Raw genomic sequence first — 17,613 nt, forward strand, 5'->3', positions numbered from 1 at the left:
TCCACATACCGAGAGCAAAGTTGATCTAAAACAAATGTGGATTCCGCTATGTTGCTGTTATTCTGATGCTCCCAATACCGAGGATTAAGAAACAATTCATGCTGAAAAAATCGCTAAACTTCATTCGCTTATGGATTGTTTTCATCAGTCTTATATCCGGCTGCTTCACGGTTTCTTTTGTACATGCAGCATCAACACAAACATTAGATTCCAGCGCTTTCTCTAAACCGCAAGTCGATGTAGGTGTGCTAGCCATACGTGGCCATTTATATGCGGAGCAGCGTTGGCAACCGACGATCTACTGGCTCAATCAACAGATCCCTGAAGTCCGATTTGTTCTCCATCCGCTAGATCTCGATGGCATGACCAAAGCAGTCGAAAACCAAAGCATGGATTTCATTCTCACTAACCCCGGACAAGCAGTGCGTTTGGGGCGTCAGTACGCGTTGTCTTGGATAGCGACGTTGACCAGCCAAGCGCCAGAAAACTCAAATTACGGCATTGGATCGGCGCTGGTGGTGCGTTCTGATTCGCCGTATTCCACACTCAATGATGTGTCCGGTTTGCCGGTCGCAGCGGTGTCAGAGAAAGCCTTTGGTGGTTACCTCACATTGCGTTATCAAGTGATAGAGAAAGGGTTAGATCCGAATGACTTCTTCTCGGACGTGCGCTTTTTGGGTTTCCCAATTGATGCCAACCTCTACCAACTGCGTGATCACAATGTGGAAGCCGCCGTGGTTCCAGCTTGTTTGGTTGAGCAAATGGAAGGTGAAGGGCTATTGGAAGAGGGGCAACTGCGGGTGTTAAGTCCGCTTAAACTTCCTCAAACTGAGTGTGCAGTATCGACGCCCCTATATCCAAATTGGTCCTTTGCGAAAACGGAGCGTGGATCGTCTCAATTAGCCAAGAAGATCAGTCGAGCCTTACTTGCGATGCCCTCCGATAATCCCGCTGCTATTGCAGCCAAAGCATCCGGTTGGACATCACCAGTCAGTTTGTTGTCGATAGACAAACTCTACCAAGCGATGGACTTGCACCCATTGCAGCAACCTTGGTGGAAAGAGGCGTTGCGCTGGTTGCGTTTCCATCAAGAATGGGCGTGGGCGTTGTTTCTGTTTGTTATTGTGTTGAACATTTACCACTTCTGGCTGGAGTATCGTTTCAGCAAGAGCAAACAAGCGCTAGAGAAAACCTTACTGCGCTTAAAAGAGAAGAGCGAAATGCTAGAGCACTCACAACGAGTGGCTATTGTGGGCGAATTAGGCGGCAGTCTTGCGCACGAGATTAACCAACCTTTAGCGGCGATCCGAAACTACAGCGAAGGTGGCTTGTTACGATTAGCTAAGAAGCGTCCTCATGAAGATATCGTGCCAGTATTAGAAAAGATCCAGACCCAAGTAGAACGTGCCGATGCGATCGTTTGTCGCCTGCGAACCTTGATTAAAAAGCGCAGCGTCGACATGGCTGCGTGCGATGTCGAGCAACTGATTTCTGATACGGTTGAGCTGCTGAATTTCCGCTTGCAGAAGCAAAGCATTGAAGTAGTTCGCAGCACCGAAGGACAACCCCAATGGGTCGAAGCTGATGCCGTAGGTCTGCAGCAAGTGTTGGTAAACGTGATGAACAACTCGATAGATGCTTGTGTGATGTACGCAGAAAATCATCCTAACAGTTACCAAGGCAAAATTGCGCTTCACACGGATTATCAAGCGCAAAGTATGTCGATTCGAGTGTTAGATAACGGTACGGGCTTGGAGCATGAGAACCCAACCGCCGCCTTTGTGAGTACAAAACAGGAAGGGTTAGGGCTGGGCTTGGCGATCTGTCGTGATGTGATGGAGATGCATGGTGGTGAATTCGTTATCCAATCTACTCAGCCACACGGTTGCTTAGTGGTATTAACCTTGCCGTATCAAACCATGAAAACCGCCAATACAAAACGCAATGAAGAAGAGCAAACAAAAAGAAACACAGGAGAAGTGAATGAGTGATAAGCAACTGCCCGTATTTGTGGTCGACGATGATGAGTCGGTGCGAGATTCGTTGGCGTTTATGCTCGAAGAACATGACTTCTCTGTGACGACGTTTGCCGATGGGCAGGCATTTCTTGATAGCGTGGATATCCATCAAGCAGGCTGTGTAATTCTGGATAGCCGAATGCCGAATCTACGTGGCCAGCAAGTGCATCAAATCCTCAATGAAGCTAAAAGTCCACTGGCGGTGATTTACTTAACCGGACATGGCGATGTGCCAATGGCGGTGGATGCGCTGCAAGCTGGCGCGGTGAATTTTTTCCAAAAGCCAGTAAAAGGGGATGAGCTGGCACAAGCGATTTTGAAAGGCCAAGTTCAATCTGCGGCGAATTTGGATATTGCGGGCGCGAAAGCTGCGTATGAATCACTGACGCCAAGAGAGAAAGACATTCTGCGTTTGATCATCGCGGGTAAGCGCAATATTCGCATTGCCGATGAGTTGTGTATTGCGATGCGAACAGTGGAAGTGCATCGCGCAAGTCTGTTGAAAAAGTTCTCGGCGAAAACCGTGGCAGAGCTGGCTTACATCTACGGCAAACTGGCGCAATAAAACAGGCATAAAACTTATGCTCAAATAAAAAAATCCCCAAGCCGAAACTTGGGGATTAAAGCCACACTGACGTGTTTTATGTTAAGGGTATCAATCGATTACTGAGCGGGTTTAAACGTCACTTTGTAAGCGTATTGATTGTCCGTTAACTGGAATTCCTTGTGCACACTTGGGCTCCAAGAGTCATCACCGCCAACGCCCATATGTTTATGGTCTAGGCGCACGTAAATCTTCTCTTCTGCGACCAGAACATTGGTGTGTTTTGCTGCTGCTAAGTGCTGCTGAGCGTACTGACTCACACTGAACTGGAAGTCTCCCGAGACTTCTAACTCATTCACTTTCAACCATTGCGTACCACAACGCAGACCGCTATCGGTTGGGAAAATGTATGGCGTGTGCATTTGCTCAAGTGTTTGTGTGTGCTGGCCGAAGCGCGCCGCTGCCAAACGGTCAGGGTAGTTTTCAAATGGACCTAAGCCTTGCCATGTGATCGGCGCGTTTTGCTCATTCAATGGCAGTTCGAATTCCAAACCGATGCGTGGCATTGGTGGTAAATCATCAGCCAGCTTCACGTCGACAGCCAATGCCATCTCACCGTTATTGCTCAGTGTGTGTGTCCAAGTCGTGATCGCCTGTACTTCACCATTAAAGTGGTAAGCGAACGTCGAAGTCACTTTCACTGCATGTGCCAGAGTTTCACTGTGGCAAGCGACGCATTGGCGTTCCCACTGGCCGATACCCGCCATGTCCCAACGACACATCCAAGCGTTTGGATCGACGTTGTCGATTTCGCTCACGCCGATGTCGTTATCCAGTGGCGCACGGAAGAAGTTATCTTGTGGTGCCGCGAGCATTTGTGCTTCGCCATCGACACGCCAGTCGGTCATCAAGCCAGTTTGGCTATCCCAACGCCATTGATGTTTTTCATCCACACTAGATACCAAAATGGCATTGTCTTGCTGCGTTAGCATTGGCGCCGGTTGCGTTTCCAATGTTGGTAGAGCAAGGCCTGCTGTATTGCGTAGTGACATTTGCTCAGAAGCAACGACGTGTTCTGCGTCTGCCCAAGGTGTTGCAGCAATCAGAGTAATGTCGATATTTAAGTGATATTGCGCTTCCGCTTTTGGCGTGAAATTAAAGGCAATCTCAATACTTGCTTGGCTATCCGCTTCTACGTTAAGCGCCAATGAACCCGTTTGGATGATTTTGCCATCTTCCAACAGAGACCAGTTCAATTGCTCATTATCGGTCGCGCGGAACAAGTTCTCGTTAGTTACCAACAGTGTGTAAGCTTCTTTGGTTTGTTCTTGCAGTGATACGGTGATCATGCGTTGGCAGTATTTTGCTTCTTCCAACGTTGGATGAACCGTGCGATCTGGGAAGATCAAACCGTTGATGCAGAACTGACGGTCATTGATTTCATCACCAAAGTCGCCGCCATAAGCCCAGAAATGTTGACCGTTTTCATCCCATTGGCTCAGACCTTGATCCACCCAATCCCAAATAAAGCCACCTTGCAGGCGAGGGTAATCGCGGAACGCATCCCAGTAATCATTAAAGCTACCCAGACTGTTGCCCATCGCGTGTGCGTATTCACACAAGATCAAAGGGCGCGTTTCGTTTGGTAACGACACCCACTTCTTGATTGCCCATTTAGGCACGGCTTCGTCTTCAATGACCGTGTTCACACGCGCGTACATTGGCGCAATGATGTCGGTTGCTGTGGTGTTTGAACCGCCGCCTTCGTATTGTACTGGGCGAGACGGGTCGTAGTTTTTAGACCAAGCGTACATGGCATTGTGGTTGCTGCCGTGACCGGATTCGTTACCTAAAGACCAGATGATGATTGAAGGGTGGTTCTTATCGCGCATCACCATTTGGGTGTAGCGGCTCATGTAAGCGTGCGCCCATTGTGGATCGCTCGATAGGCGGTTCATTGGCTGCATGCCATGCGTTTCGATGTTCGCCTCATCGCACACGTACAAGCCGTATTGGTCACACAGTTCGTACCAACGAGGGTGGTTCGGGTAGTGCGCTGTACGTACCGCGTTGAAGTTGTATTGCTTCATCAAACAGATGTCACGGATCATGTCTTCTTCCGTCATCACATGACCAAGCTCTGGGTGATGTTCGTGACGGTTCACGCCGCGGATCAACAAAGGCTTACCGTTTAGCTTCAATTGGCCATCGGTGATTTCGACTTTACGGAAGCCCACAGGGTACGCTTCGCTTTCTAGGTGCGTGCCATTTTCATCCAATAGTGAAACGACTAAGCGGTAAAGGTTCGGTGTTTCCGCTGTCCATTTCTTTGGCTCGTGTACGTGCAATGTTTGGAATACCACGTCATCCCATGTGCCACGTTCGTCAATGCGACGGTTGTGTGGGCGGTCGATGCGTGGCTCTGTCACAGCTTGTTCACCTTCAAACAGCTGCACTTGAACTTGGTAGGTGTCAGGCGCAGAAACCGAAGTCACAATCGACAGTGAACCATCGCGGTAACACGCGTCTAAATCCGGTGTGATGAACACATCTTCAATGCAGTGTTGTGGTTTAGACAGCAAAGTCACGTCGCGGAAGATACCACTTAGCCACCACATATCTTGGTCTTCTAGGTAGCTGCCATCACTCCAACGAATCACCATGACGGCAAGGCTGTTGTCACCCGCAACAAGGTAAGGCGTTAGGTCGAATTCAGAAGGTAGGCGGCTATCTTGACTGTAGCCAACCCAAGTGCCGTTACACCAAAGGTGGAAAGCCGAGTTCACACCATCAAAGATAATGCGCTGCGTATTGGCTAAATCTTCTGCTGAAAGTGACACGCTAGTGCGGTAGCAGCCCGTTGGGTTATCACTTGGTACAAACGGCGGGTTTACTTCGAATGGGTATTTCACGTTGGCGTAGATAGGCTTGTCGTAACCTTGCATTTGCCAGTTTGAAGGGACAGTAATCTCATCCCAGTCTTTGTCATTGAATTGTGACTCGATGAACTCGCCGTCAACTTGCTCTGGCGTATCAAACAGTTTGAATTTCCATTGTCCGTTCAGCGATTGGCGCTGGGCTTGAATACCGTCGCGGGCATGGTCAATATCGCGGAAACTGGAAAGAGGGCTGTGAGCCTTAAGACAGTGAATGTTCACTGATTGCGGGTTTTCCCAGTCGCGTCTTTGGAGAATTTCTGAAAATGCCTTCATGGTTTTCCTACTTAACTTTTTGTTTCTAATCTTGTTTCGCTACGGAATTTGAGTCCGCAGCGAGAGTGTCTTTGGTCTTGTTGTGAAGTGTTATTTCGCTAATTGCTTCACGAGATAGTCTTTTGCTTGGGTAAAGCCTTGCTCAGCTGCTTGGTTGGCAATCGCTGCAGCTTGTTTTACATCGTTGTCTTTGAGCGCTGCATCGATTTGAGATTGGTACAACGTCCATTCATCTTGTGCTTCAGGCGATGCGGCAGGGGTTAACTCTGCTTTTTCGGTGTCGTTGGTTTGTGTGCCAAATTCCGCCAAAAGCGTTAACAGCGCGTTGTTGTCGGAGGCGCTCGCCGTGACATCAATAACGCCAAAAGGTTGGAACTGCGCTGTGAGCGGAAGCTGTTTACTGCCAATGACGTTTTGCGTTTCTGCGTAGACTTCTTCTGGATGCTTACGAGTCAATTCGGTGCCAAGCAGTGTCGAATCTGAAGCGATGACCACGTATTTCGCGCCATTAAGTTGTGGGTTTACCGTGATCACTTGTTCAACACGTTCTAGGCCGCGCATACCCGTTGTGTGGTAGTTAAAGTCTTTTTCGGAGTATTCGGTTAGAAGCTGCCATTTCGCGTCATAAATAAGAACGTTAGCAGCAAATAGCGCATTGTTATCAACATACGAGCGAACAAGTAGCGAAAATGGCGCGTCAGAAGTGATTTGGTAGCTCATCACCGGGAGCGGTTTGGATGAAGCAGAATCTGAGGAAAGTAAAACCGCACTGCTAACACTTGGCAGATTTGCATCTATAACCACCTGCTGGTGGAAAGGAATCGATAGGGCGGTCAGAGGCAAAGCATCTAACGTTGAGCAACATTGTGGTTGGCTCAAATCGGTATTGAAGGTTTGCTCTGGTAATCCACTGCACGCGCCAAGAGACAGAGCCATGAATAGAGTTGCTAGCGGTTTTAGTTTCATCTGCGTTGTCCTTTGTGGGGTGAGCGTATTACTCACCCCGTTGGGTTCATAAATAGTAGCGGGTTTGGATTACCACCATGTTTCGACGTTAAAGCCGAAGGTGATTTCGTCGACGTTTTGTCCACCATTGCTGCGAGCATGGCCGTAGACTTCACCGCCACGGTTCCACTCATCGGCTTTCTCTGAGTAGGTCGCGAACAAGCGCAGTGATGGACGAGCCCAAACGCCTTTGCCTGCTTGGAACATTTGCGCCACCGTCACTTTGTACATGTCGTTAGCGCCAGCGCCGTTTTGTGCTTCTACTGATTCGTAGCCAACTTCAAGTGCGGTCGCCATGTATTCTGTCCAGCTGTACTGAGGACGAGCGCCTACGCTGAACCATTTCTCACCTTCGTTGTTATCCAGGTTTTTGTCTTGGTAAGCGATGGAGTACATCACTTGGAAATCTTCATTCACGTTAAGATCGCCAGAGTTGAAAATACGCCAGCTGTAACCATCGTGTTCAACGCCGGTGTTGTATTTACGGTTTGAGCCACCTTCAGCACTCATCAAACCGCCCGCAAGCGCATCTGTACCGTATTGGAAAGCGAATGTGTTTGAACCATAGTTCCAAGCTTGACGGTAAAGTGCAGAAAGCATAGCGCCAGAAGTGGTGATGTCACTTTCGTCATAACTAGAGTTTTGCGTGAACACATAGTTCAAACCGACCGTAAGATCTGCACTGTCGCTCAGTTCAATGCCGCTCAAACGTGCGTCGATGTTGTGTAAGCTGCGGCCATCTGCGCTAGAGTTTGGCGCCATCCATGCGATGTGACCTTTAGCAAAACCAAGATCCCAGTTTTCAATACCGATACCTGTGCTCGATGTGTCCCAGTATTTAATGTCGATCATGTGCACTTCATGACGGCGGTAAAAGCGTTCGCCCGCCCAAACGGTGGCATCTGCTTGGCCTTCAAACAGACCATGACCTGCCGACCACATTTGGATCAAGCTAACGTCCCCCCAGCTTTCGCCGCTACCAAGGTAAAGTGTGGTATCAAAGTACGCGTCGCCTTGTTGCCAAACGTCGGCTTTGAGGCCCGCTTCCCACCAGTTCAGTTCGTTACCCAAACGGTAGTTACCGTAACCTTGACCTGCACGAATCACATCGTTGCGTTCGCCTTTGCCACCATTGTGTTCATCGTTATCGGTGTAAATGTTGCCCCACTTGGTGTAGCCGAAGTAAGTGATGTTCTCCACTGCAGCCATACCAGCAAGCGGTGCTAGGGCGAGGGTTAACCCAAGCGCTCTTACAAGCGTCTTTTGTTTCATGAAGTGTCTCCATTCTATTTTTATGGATTTATTTTTTATTGGTTTGAGTCCTAACTCGCTGCGCAGTGTAAATAAACTCTGGAAACGTTTTCATGATGGGGTTGGCATTTTTGTCGTAATGAGGGGGTTATTACTATTTTGTGTGATTGCGATCTCTTAAATTGAGGTTTTAAGCGCGATTTTAGATTGATTTCTAACCACGTAAGTTGGAATCGTTTACTTCGTCTGGATGGTGTTTGAGTTGGAAGATGGAAGTTTATTTTATTTAAGATGCTGATTTAAATAGGTTTTTATCTAAGGAGAGGGAGTTATTAAGAAGAAGAGGAAAGAGAGCCCAATTGAAATCAACTGGGCATGTGAGACAAGGAAGCATATACAACAAGGGGTTCGCGGGCGCACTGCACACGAGCATTTGCGGTATCGTCAAACTGGGATTTTGAGTTAGGACCCAAGAGAGACACTTCATAAAGAATCTCGAAGCCTCAAGAATACGGTTGTCGGTTAACCACTTCAAGAGGTGAGGAGTTCAACTGAGCGGTCTGTAACCTTATTTATGATTTTGTTGTTGCAAGGTAATGAATTAAATAACGAAAAATTCTTTATAAATCAGTTTGGTATTCGAATCTACGTGCAGTGCTTTAAAGAACTCAGTAACTAAAAAATCTGAGGTTTTTGAACTGATCGCTGCGTAATATAAGAAGGAATTAGGTGTAGCGGGCGATGGCACCAGTTTGAAAAATTAACTGTAAACGTTTCCATGATTTTGGTGTGGCTCACAGATTCTTTTGTTTTTTTCATTATGATGCAGCGTAATTTCCAGTTTCAAGGTAAGACAAGATGACGGACAAAACACTGATTGAGCTAACCGGTCAGCAAACTCAATTGATTGTAGAGTTGGGCGAATATGCAGAGATTCTGCATTGGGGACAAAAAGTAAGTGGTGACCTTAGTGGTTTCCGCATGGCTTTACATCGTCCCGTGCCATACGGTCGTTTGGACAGCGACGTATCCATGACTCTACACCCAGAGCTTGGTCGTGGCGTTTTCAGCAGCCCTGGTGTGGAAGGGCATCGCAATGGTCAAGATTGGGCTCCAGTGTTTGTCATCTCCCATATTGAACAACAGCAAGACAGTATTGTGGTTGAGAGCGAAGATGCGATCGCAGGTCTTCGTTTACAAACCGAGCTTAAGCTTGATAGCAACGATGTGGTGAAAACGCGTCATACGCTCACCAACAAAAAAGCAGGCGTTTATCATGTGAACCGTCTTGCCAATACGTTGCCTTTACCAGCTCGTGCAAATGAGTTGATGACTTACTACGGCCGCTGGGTTCATGAGTTCCAAACGGTGCGCCAGCCATTGCTGCAAGGCGGCTACCAACAAGAAAACCGTCGCGGACGTACCTCTCATGAGCATTATCCTGCGCTTGTTGCTGGTACGACTCACTTTGATGAAATGAATGGCGATGTGTGGGGCTTCCATTTCGCATGGAGTGGCAACCACAGATTACGTGTAGATGTGAAAGCTGATGGCCGTCGTTACATGCAGGCTGAAGTTATTTACCTGCCTGGTGAAGTAGCGCTAAAAGAAGGTGAGAGCATTACGACGCCTTGGTTGTACGCGAGCCACAGTAATTGTGGTTTGAATGGCATGAGCCATCACTTCCACTCTCATGTACGCGAAATGATTTTGCCGAGTGATTTCACGGACAAACCTCGCCCGATCCACCTCAATACGTGGGAGGGCATCTACTTCGACCACGATCCAGAATACATCATGTCGATGGCAACTCAGTCCGCAGAGATGGGTGTAGAACGCTTTATCATTGATGATGGTTGGTTCAAAGGACGCAACGGTGATAAAGCAGGGTTAGGGGATTGGTTTCTGTGTGAAGCTAAGTACCCAAATGGCCTACACCCGATTGTGGAACACGTAAATAAATTGGGCATGGAATTTGGCTTGTGGTTTGAGCCAGAGATGATCAACAAAGATTCCGAATTGTTCCGTACTCATCCTGATTGGTTACTGGCTGTAAACGGTTACGATCAGCCAACTGGTCGCAACCAATACGTGATTAACCTACAAAATGATGATGCGTTTAACTTCTTGTTTGAGCGATTGGATCACTTCCTCTCGACTTACAATATCGCTTACATCAAGTGGGATATGAACCGCGAAGTCGTTCAGCCTGCGCATTTAGGTCAGGCTGCGGCGCACAATCAAACCCAACGTTACTATCAGTTAGTCGATAAAGTTCGTGAAAAGCACCCGAAAGTCGAGATTGAATCTTGTGCAGCTGGTGGTGGTCGTATTGATTTTGAGGTTCTGAAACGCACGCATCGTTTCTGGGCTTCAGACAATAACGACGCACTTGAGCGTCAAACCATTCAACGCGGTATGAGCTACTTCTTCCCGCCAGAGGTGATGGGCAGCCATATTGGTGCTAGCCACTGTCATAGTACGCGCCGCCGCCATAGTATTGAGTTCCGCGGGCTTACGGCACTGTTCGGTCATATGGGGATTGAGCTTGACCCAGTGAAAGAAGAACAAGCGGAAAAAGAAGGCTTTGAGCGCTACATCAAGCTGCACAAGATGCTGCGTCCATTGCTACACAGCGGAAGAACTTGGCGAATCCCAACGGACGATAAGGCACATCAAATTCATGCCGTTGTCTCAAACGATCAATCGGAAGCCGTGGTGATGATTGCTCAGCTTGCGATGCCAACGAACTCTTTAAGTGGGCATTTGCGTGTACCGGGCTTGGATCCACAAGCAACATATCGAGTGACGGTATTGGATAAACCGTCTAACTACGATGACATAGTGAATTATCAACCGCCTTGGACTGAATCGGGTTGTGAGTTATCTGGCGCATGGTGTGAAGAGGTAGGCTTGACCATGCCAATCCTCGATGCAGAAAGTGCCATGTTGGTGAAGTTCGAACGTATTCACTAAGCCTTACCGATTTAGAACCTTGCCTATTTAGAATCATAGCTATTTAGACGATTTCATCGTTTCTCATTGGTTTTCTATCGCCGTACAGACATCAAGTTTGTACGGCTTTTTGCGTTGGTTTTAATTGGCCGTTTTGAAATCGTTCTCATGCTCAATGAGCGTAAAGTGTTGATAAAATGACGTAAATAACACGATCTCCTCGCATTAATAGGTCTAAATATTGTTCGATGTCTCATTTTGAAAACCTGTCTGTAAACGTTTCCATAAAGCAGTTTTTGATCACAGTAAGGCATTCAGTGTGTGAGTAGCATTAGCATCGAAATATAAATAAAAGACGTCGACGTTATGAATTCTAGTTAGGGGAATGAATAGCAGTACGACACTAAGGAACTATTATGTCTGATAAAATTACGCTACAAACCAAGCTGTCCTACGGCCTTGGCGCACTCGGTAAAGACTTTGCCTGTGCACCTATCTACATCTTCTTAATGTTCTACTTCACTGACGTAGCTGGCTTGTCTGCTGCTTTCGTTGGTACTATCTTCTTAGCCGCTCGTGTTATCGATGCCATCACTGACCCAATGATGGGAGTGATTGTTGACAACACGCGCTCAAAATTCGGTAAATTCCGTCCTTGGATTGTGATTGGTACGCTTTTAAACGCAGTAGTGCTGGTCGGCCTTTTCAGTACTCACATGTTTGAAGGCACTACGCTTTACATCTACGCAGCGGCGGCATACATCCTTTGGGGCCTAACGTACACCATTATGGATATCCCATACTGGTCAATGATTCCAGCGCTATCAAGCTCTCGCCAAGAACGTGAAAAGCTTGTGGTATGGCCACGTTTGTTCGCGAGCCTTGCATGGTTCATTACTGGTACTTACGGTCTGCACATTGTGGGTGAGTTAGGTAACGGCAACCAAGGCGACGGTTTCTTCAATGTTGCGATGCTGATTGCGGTTCTGTTTGTGATGAGCGCATTCTTGATTGCTCGTAACGTAAAAGAGAAAGCGGCACCAGCTAACGCAAAACCAGCAGAGAAATTCAGCTTCAAAGACGTTTTGACTATCATCGGTAAAAACGACCAGCTTAAAGCGCTAATCGGCACGGTTCTGTCTTTCCAAATTGCGAACCTATTGGTTGGTGGCTTTGCGATTTACTACTTCTCTTACGCACTGGGTAACGCAGAGCTATTCCCAGTTTATATGGCGGTCGCAGGCGCGGCAGAAGTCGCGGGTGTGTTCTTATTCCCACGTCTTGCGGCATTCCTTCCCCGTAAGCTTCTATGGCCTATCGCGTGTGGCTTCCCAATTCTGTCTTGTGTACTTCTACTGTTGATGGGCTTTATCGCCCCAGCTAACGCGCTAATGATTGGTATGGCGGGTGCAGCAATTAAGTTTGGTGTGGGTATTGCGAACGCGCTGCAAACTGTAATGCTGGCTGACGTTGTGGACTACGGTGAGCACAAAACAGGTCGTCGTAGCGAGAGCGTTATCTTCTCAGTACAAACCATGCTTGTGAAGTTCGCAGGCGCAGCAGGTGGCTTCATTGTGGGTGTTGGTCTGTCTGTTGTGGGTTACGTACCAAACGTAGAGCAATCAGCAAGCACCATTATGGGCTTAGAATTTATGATGATTGGTCTACCTGCCATCATGATGACCATCAGTGGCGTGATTTACCAACGTTACTACCATCTACACGAAGGCTTCAACAAAGAAGAAGCTGAGCAACAAACTCAAGTTGAAAGCGTTCCAGCACAAGCATAATCGTTACGTTTTCACTTAAGTACCCCAACTCAATTTAGTCACTAAGATAAAGCGCCTCCCGATGGAGGCGTTTTTGTTTGCTTCGATCAAATTTCGTGATTGGCTTAAATTCAATTTTTAGACAATAATTTCAGTTGGTTAAAGGATTAAGGCGCTTGGATTACTCCAAGCTGAAACGATGAAGAAACGTAAACGGATTTCGTTAAGGACAGTGCTAGGGTTGATGTTTGTCTTCTGTACCCTAGTGACAGCAGGTGTGGCGATTACTTTGCAATACCATTTTGCAAGGAAAACTGAGCTGCAACACACCCTCACCCGATATCAAACCATCGCAACAGGTGTATCGAGTCATTTATCTAATCTACAAAATTTAGCTGAGAACGTGGCACGAAGCGGCGCGCAGTTAGTGTCGCTCATCGGGGTAGATACGCCCGAAGAGAGCATCATCATCCCTTTGTCTAAATTGTTGGTAAGAGAGCCCGGCATTCATAGTATTTTTGTTGCCAAAGCGAACAACGACTTCTTCCAGTTGATCAACCTTCCCTCAGAGGAAATTCGCTCACGTGTAGATGCTCAACCAGGGGACAAGTGGTTGTTGATCGCGCATAGCGGAGTGAAGCGAGATCGTCGTAAGGTAAGTATTTACTATGATGAAAACTTTGTATCACGCCATGCTTTAGATGAGTTTAGTAACTTCATCCCGACTCAACGCAGCTGGTTTGAAAATGCTGACCATGATGACATTTACAATACTTCTCCATATTTGTTCAACACTCTAAAAGTATCTGGGGAAACCTTTTCCATTAAGGTGCCAGAATCTGATACTGTGGTGGGTGTAGACATTCTTCTCTCCTCGTTAGAGGCGCAACTCACCAACCGTTTTGTCGAAAACAAGAAATCGCCAGAAGCGGAGGCGTTTATCTATCAAGCCAATGGCCGATTGATTGCAACTAACAAGATGGTCGACATCGAAGATCGCTTACCTTTGGTCTCTCCGGTGAACTTAACTGATGAGCAACGAGCACTGGTCGCCCAAACGCCAGAATTGAAAGTGTCGAACCAAAATAATTGGGCTCCGCTTGATTACACCGTTGGCGGTCGCCCAAATGGCTTCTCGATTGATTTGTTCAAGATGATTTCTGAAATGACCGGCTTAAAGTTTAAGTTTGTGAACGGTCGACGTTGGAATGAGCTCGTCAACGATTTTAAAAATGGCAATATCGACATTCTTCAATCGATTGCCGACCAAGATGACCTTTCGAGCATCGGTGTCGTCGGTGAACCTCTTTATCACGCAAAGTTTGCTTTGCTCACCACAGAAGAGAACAAGCACATCAATACCTTAGAGCAAGTGAAGAACGAAAGAATTGGCTTGCTGAAAGGGTGGAGCATTCAAGACGACTTGTTAGAAGCTTACCCGCAAATGACCATCGTCAATTACGCTTCTTTGCACGATGCGATCGACGGGGTATTGAATGGTGACATCGTCGCTGTGCTCGACATCCGTCAAATATTGGCCAACAAAATACGCGAAACATTTCGTCAGAACTTAGCCATCACTTTGGTTAAGGATTCAAACCTCTCCAACGCGTTTTACTACTTGGCGAATGAGGAACAAAGACCTTTAGTTGAGATCATTAACCGCGCTATTGACGCGATTACGCCAGAGCAAAGAAAAGAGCTGCGTGAAAAATGGTTTGAGGGTAAGGCAGCAGTGTCGACCTATACCTTTACGCCATACGAAGAGCTGGTCAAATTTGCCAAAGATCCTAAGTTCATCAATTCCGTTCAACTAGTGACGCTCAATGGGAAAGACAAGTATGTTTTTGTCTCCAAACTCACTCATAAGGAAGAGCGTTACTTTGCTGTCGTGATTCCACAGTCTTACGTCATGTCAGGCGTAAATGAAGTGACGCTATATGCTGTGGGCGCATCGTTGTTTGTTCTTGCATTACTCATTCCAGTCGCGTGGGAAATGGCAAAACCGATCTCAGACCCCATCAATGCATTGAGAAAGCAAGTCAGGTTTGTACGTGATCGCGAATACGACAAAGTGCAGCGTGTGCATTCTCGCATTGAGGAAATTCATCAACTTAGTCTTTCGCTGATGCGAGGCAGCAACTCGCTTAAGCAGTTTGAACAAAGGCAAAATGAGTTTTTTGATTCCGTGATTCAACTTATCGCACGCGCCATCGATGAAAAGTCACATTATACGGCAGGTCACTGTAACCGTGTGCCGGAGATTGCGTTGATGCTTGCGGAAGAAGCAGAGAAATCTGACCAAGGTGCGTTTGGAGCTTTTGAGTTTGCCAATGACGAGGAGCGCCGTGAATTCCGTATTGCCGCTTGGCTTCATGATTGCGGTAAGATCGCCACGCCGGAATACGTGGTCGATAAAGGCAGTAAGCTAGAAACCAACTACAATCGAATTCACGAAGTTCGCATGCGCTTTGAGGTGCTATGGCGAGATGCGCAGATTCAATATCTACTCAAAAAACTAAAAGCTATGGGCGTCGATGAACAACCTGAGCAAGCACTTGAACAAGAATTTTCTGCGCTGAAAGAAGAGTTCGAATTTGTCGCCAGTGCGAACGTGGGGGCGGAGTTTATGTCGGATCAAGGCATCGAACGTTTACACAAGTTGGCTGAGAAAGAGTGGACGCGTTACTTCGATTGCGGGCTTGGCTTATCGCCATTAGAAGAAACACGCTATGAACCACAACCAACGCCAGCAACGGAGAAGCTGCTTTCTGACCGTCCTGAGCATGTGATTGAGCGTGAGCAGCCGTTTGATCTTGACCCTGAGTTTGGCATTAATATGACGGTGCCAGAGAAGCTTTACAACCATGGTGAACTTTATAACTTGGCGGTGCAGCGCGGTACGTTATCAGCAGAAGAGCGCTTTAAAATTAATGAGCACATGATCAGCGGCATTAAGATGCTAGAGAGCATCCCATTCCCGCCAGAGTTAGAACGTGTACCTCGTTATGCTACGACTCACCACGAGGCGATGGAAGGGTTTGGTTATCCGCGTGGATTGATGGGCGAAGACCTGTCGATTCCGGAGCGTATTCTTGCGGTTGCTGACATCTTTGAAGCGTTAACCGCGGCCGATCGACCTTACAAGAAAGCCAAATCCTTGAGTGAGGCAATCAGCATTATGTCGAAAATGGCACTCGGTGGTCACATTGATAAAGACGTATTTAAGCTGCTGTTAACCAGTGGCACTTACCTAAGTTACGCCAAGCGCTATTTACCGGATGAGCTTATCGATGATGTCGATATAGAGAGCTATTTAGAAAAGTTATCTTAGCCTTCAATCCAGCTTGAAAAATGTGCGTAAGAGCTTCGGTTCTTACGCACTTTTTTATGCGCCAAACTTAAACATCAAAGTCTTGTGAAAATTTGGTTTTGACGAAATCGATGAAGGTGCGCAGGCGCTTAGGTTGGTAGCGATCACGGTGGTAAATCGCTGATAGCGGCACCGACGGAATTTCCCATTCTGGCATTACTTTAACCAGTTTGCCTTGTTCGACCTCGTCATCACAATAACTGAGAGGTACACGGATGATGCCGTTATCGAATAGCGCGCCCATTACCAGTGCACGTCCGTTTTTACAGCGTAGATTACCTTTCACGATGACATCGCTGTGCTCTTGTGGGTTAGCCACGTTACGGTAACTCCAGCGAGTGACTGAGCCTGTCAGAGTACGATGCTTCGCCAGTTCTTTTGGCGTGACAGGTTCGCCGTACGTTTTGAGATAGTTCGGACTTGCAAGCGTAACCATATCGATCATCATCAATTTGCGTGCGACGAATCCTGCGTCTTCCAACTCGCCCATGCGAATCGCGACATCGAATTGGTCTTCAATCAAATCAATACGTGGTGAAGAGAAATCCAAATCTACGGTGATGTTCGGATATTCCAACATGAACTCATTGACGTATTTGGCAATGATGTCCTCACCGATATAACCACCCACGCAGTTTACGCGAATCAAGCCGCGCACTTCTTGAGTATCGTCAACAGCAGCGATTAACGCTTGGTCGATGTCGTGCAGCGCTTTTTCGCACTCTTGATAGAAATGCTCGCCAGCGTGAGTGAGGCGTAATGTTCTCGTGGTGCGAGTCAGTAAGGTCACACCCATTTGTGCTTCAAGTCCACTGATTTGGCGAGACACATGAGACCGAGAGACGGAAAGCGCTTCTGCCGCTTTGGTGAAGTTACCCAGTTGAGCGATCAAAACGAAGGAGCGAATATCAGCAAGATTAACTTTATTGAGCATGTTGAATTATTTACAGAAACGGTAGTCATAAGACTATCACAGTTAGTTACGAAAACGCGCTGTTCAAAAAATCATACTACTTGAGGTTTATATTAACTTGCGTATGATTTCCCGCGTTTCCACATTTATCGAAGTTAGAATGCAATCATCCACTCTACAATCTGCCGCGTCCCGACAACAGGGCAAATGGTTCCTAGCACTAATCGGCTGGGTGATTGTTGTGTGCTTGATGAAAAATTCTGGCTTGATGTTCAGTTGTGCTATGCAATATGACTCTAGCTCTGCCTCTGTGCTCATTGGCGATGAAGTTAAAACCGTAAAAGCAGAAAAAGGGCATGACACGAGTAAATGTGAATTGTCTGAAAAGCTGATTCAATTTGCTCAGCAACAACTGGAAACCTTGGTCGTTGTATTATTTGTTGGCATTTTCGCGCTTGTCGTGTGGCGCTGTTGTGCGTTCGCTAGCAAAAGACAATGGACCGAACCGATAGTCCAAAAGTATCGAGTCCATCTCACCCTGTGTGTATTCCGCGAATGACAAGTGATTTCTGA

At 47.2% G+C, this 17,613-nt stretch carries 10 protein-coding genes; 6 read left to right on the top strand and 4 right to left on the bottom strand.

Annotation, left to right across the window (positions count from 1 at the left end):
• Window positions 1-98: 98 nt before the first annotated feature.
• Together OQJ86_RS04915 and OQJ86_RS04920 are read left to right on the top strand one after the other, a co-directional pair.
• Window positions 99-1,991 carry a sensor histidine kinase gene (locus OQJ86_RS04915; protein ID WP_265986850.1) on the top strand — a complete coding sequence of 631 codons (1,893 nt, stop codon included), beginning with the start codon at window positions 99-101 and terminating at the stop codon, window positions 1,989-1,991.
• Window positions 1,984-2,583: a response regulator transcription factor gene (locus OQJ86_RS04920; protein ID WP_104048811.1), complete on the top strand. Its 600-nt coding sequence runs from the start codon at window positions 1,984-1,986 to the stop codon at window positions 2,581-2,583. The genes OQJ86_RS04915 and OQJ86_RS04920 overlap by 8 nt, the downstream gene beginning before the upstream one ends.
• A gap of 98 nt (window positions 2,584-2,681) precedes the next feature.
• Here OQJ86_RS04920 and OQJ86_RS04925 read toward each other — a convergent pair whose 3' ends face one another.
• From OQJ86_RS04925 to OQJ86_RS04935, 3 genes are all read right to left on the bottom strand, one after another.
• Window positions 2,682-5,774, bottom strand: a complete 3,093-nt coding sequence (locus tag OQJ86_RS04925) for a beta-galactosidase (protein WP_265986851.1) — start codon at window positions 5,772-5,774, stop codon at window positions 2,682-2,684.
• A 90-nt stretch (window positions 5,775-5,864) separates the two neighbouring features.
• Window positions 5,865-6,740 (bottom strand): MalM family protein, encoded by an 876-nt coding sequence (locus tag OQJ86_RS04930; protein WP_265986852.1) that lies wholly within the window; start codon window positions 6,738-6,740, stop codon window positions 5,865-5,867.
• A gap of 69 nt (window positions 6,741-6,809) precedes the next feature.
• Window positions 6,810-8,051: a carbohydrate porin gene (locus OQJ86_RS04935; protein WP_265986854.1), complete on the bottom strand. Its 1,242-nt coding sequence runs from the start codon at window positions 8,049-8,051 to the stop codon at window positions 6,810-6,812.
• Between the two features lie 837 nt (window positions 8,052-8,888).
• On the opposite strand from OQJ86_RS04935, the gene OQJ86_RS04940 reads away from it, so the two are divergent.
• From OQJ86_RS04940 to OQJ86_RS04950, 3 genes are all read left to right on the top strand, one after another.
• Window positions 8,889-11,006, top strand: coding sequence for an alpha-galactosidase (locus OQJ86_RS04940; protein ID WP_265986856.1), 2,118 nt, complete (start codon window positions 8,889-8,891; stop codon window positions 11,004-11,006).
• A 395-nt stretch (window positions 11,007-11,401) separates the two neighbouring features.
• Window positions 11,402-12,775 (top strand): melibiose:sodium transporter MelB, encoded by a 1,374-nt coding sequence (melB, locus tag OQJ86_RS04945; RefSeq protein WP_038870574.1) that lies wholly within the window; start codon window positions 11,402-11,404, stop codon window positions 12,773-12,775.
• Between the two features lie 178 nt (window positions 12,776-12,953).
• Window positions 12,954-16,088, top strand: coding sequence for an HD domain-containing phosphohydrolase (locus OQJ86_RS04950; RefSeq protein ID WP_265986857.1), 3,135 nt, complete (start codon window positions 12,954-12,956; stop codon window positions 16,086-16,088).
• A gap of 67 nt (window positions 16,089-16,155) precedes the next feature.
• On the opposite strand, the gene OQJ86_RS04955 is transcribed toward OQJ86_RS04950, so the two are convergent.
• The gene (locus OQJ86_RS04955; protein ID WP_038870579.1) at window positions 16,156-17,061 is read right to left on the bottom strand and encodes a LysR family transcriptional regulator; all 906 of its coding nucleotides are present in this window, start codon (window positions 17,059-17,061) and stop codon (window positions 16,156-16,158) included.
• Window positions 17,062-17,200: 139 nt separating this feature from the next.
• Here OQJ86_RS04955 and OQJ86_RS04960 point away from each other — a divergent pair, with 139 nt between their 5' ends.
• A complete protein-coding gene (locus OQJ86_RS04960; RefSeq protein ID WP_265986860.1) occupies window positions 17,201-17,599 on the top strand; it encodes a hypothetical protein in 399 nt (132 codons plus the stop codon).
• The last annotated feature ends 14 nt before the right edge of the window (window positions 17,600-17,613 follow it).

Source organism: Vibrio sp. Sgm 5 (genome assembly GCF_026241575.1).
GTDB classification, from domain to species: Bacteria; Pseudomonadota; Gammaproteobacteria; order Enterobacterales; family Vibrionaceae; genus Vibrio; species Vibrio jasicida.

Bases quoted from the DNA above. Each gene is read 5' to 3' on its own strand.
- OQJ86_RS04915 (WP_265986850.1), top strand. From the start codon at position 99: ATGCTGAAAAAATCGCTAAACTTCATTCGCTTATGGATTGTTTTCATC.
- OQJ86_RS04920 (WP_104048811.1), top strand. From the start codon at position 1,984: ATGAGTGATAAGCAACTGCCCGTATTTGTGGTCGACGATGATGAGTCG.
- OQJ86_RS04925 (WP_265986851.1), bottom strand. From the start codon at position 5,774: ATGAAGGCATTTTCAGAAATTCTCCAAAGACGCGACTGGGAAAACCCG.
- OQJ86_RS04930 (WP_265986852.1), bottom strand. From the start codon at position 6,740: ATGAAACTAAAACCGCTAGCAACTCTATTCATGGCTCTGTCTCTTGGC.
- OQJ86_RS04935 (WP_265986854.1), bottom strand. From the start codon at position 8,051: ATGAAACAAAAGACGCTTGTAAGAGCGCTTGGGTTAACCCTCGCCCTA.
- OQJ86_RS04940 (WP_265986856.1), top strand. From the start codon at position 8,889: ATGACGGACAAAACACTGATTGAGCTAACCGGTCAGCAAACTCAATTG.
- melB (WP_038870574.1), top strand. From the start codon at position 11,402: ATGTCTGATAAAATTACGCTACAAACCAAGCTGTCCTACGGCCTTGGC.
- OQJ86_RS04950 (WP_265986857.1), top strand. From the start codon at position 12,954: ATGAAGAAACGTAAACGGATTTCGTTAAGGACAGTGCTAGGGTTGATG.
- OQJ86_RS04955 (WP_038870579.1), bottom strand. From the start codon at position 17,061: ATGCTCAATAAAGTTAATCTTGCTGATATTCGCTCCTTCGTTTTGATC.
- OQJ86_RS04960 (WP_265986860.1), top strand. From the start codon at position 17,201: ATGCAATCATCCACTCTACAATCTGCCGCGTCCCGACAACAGGGCAAA.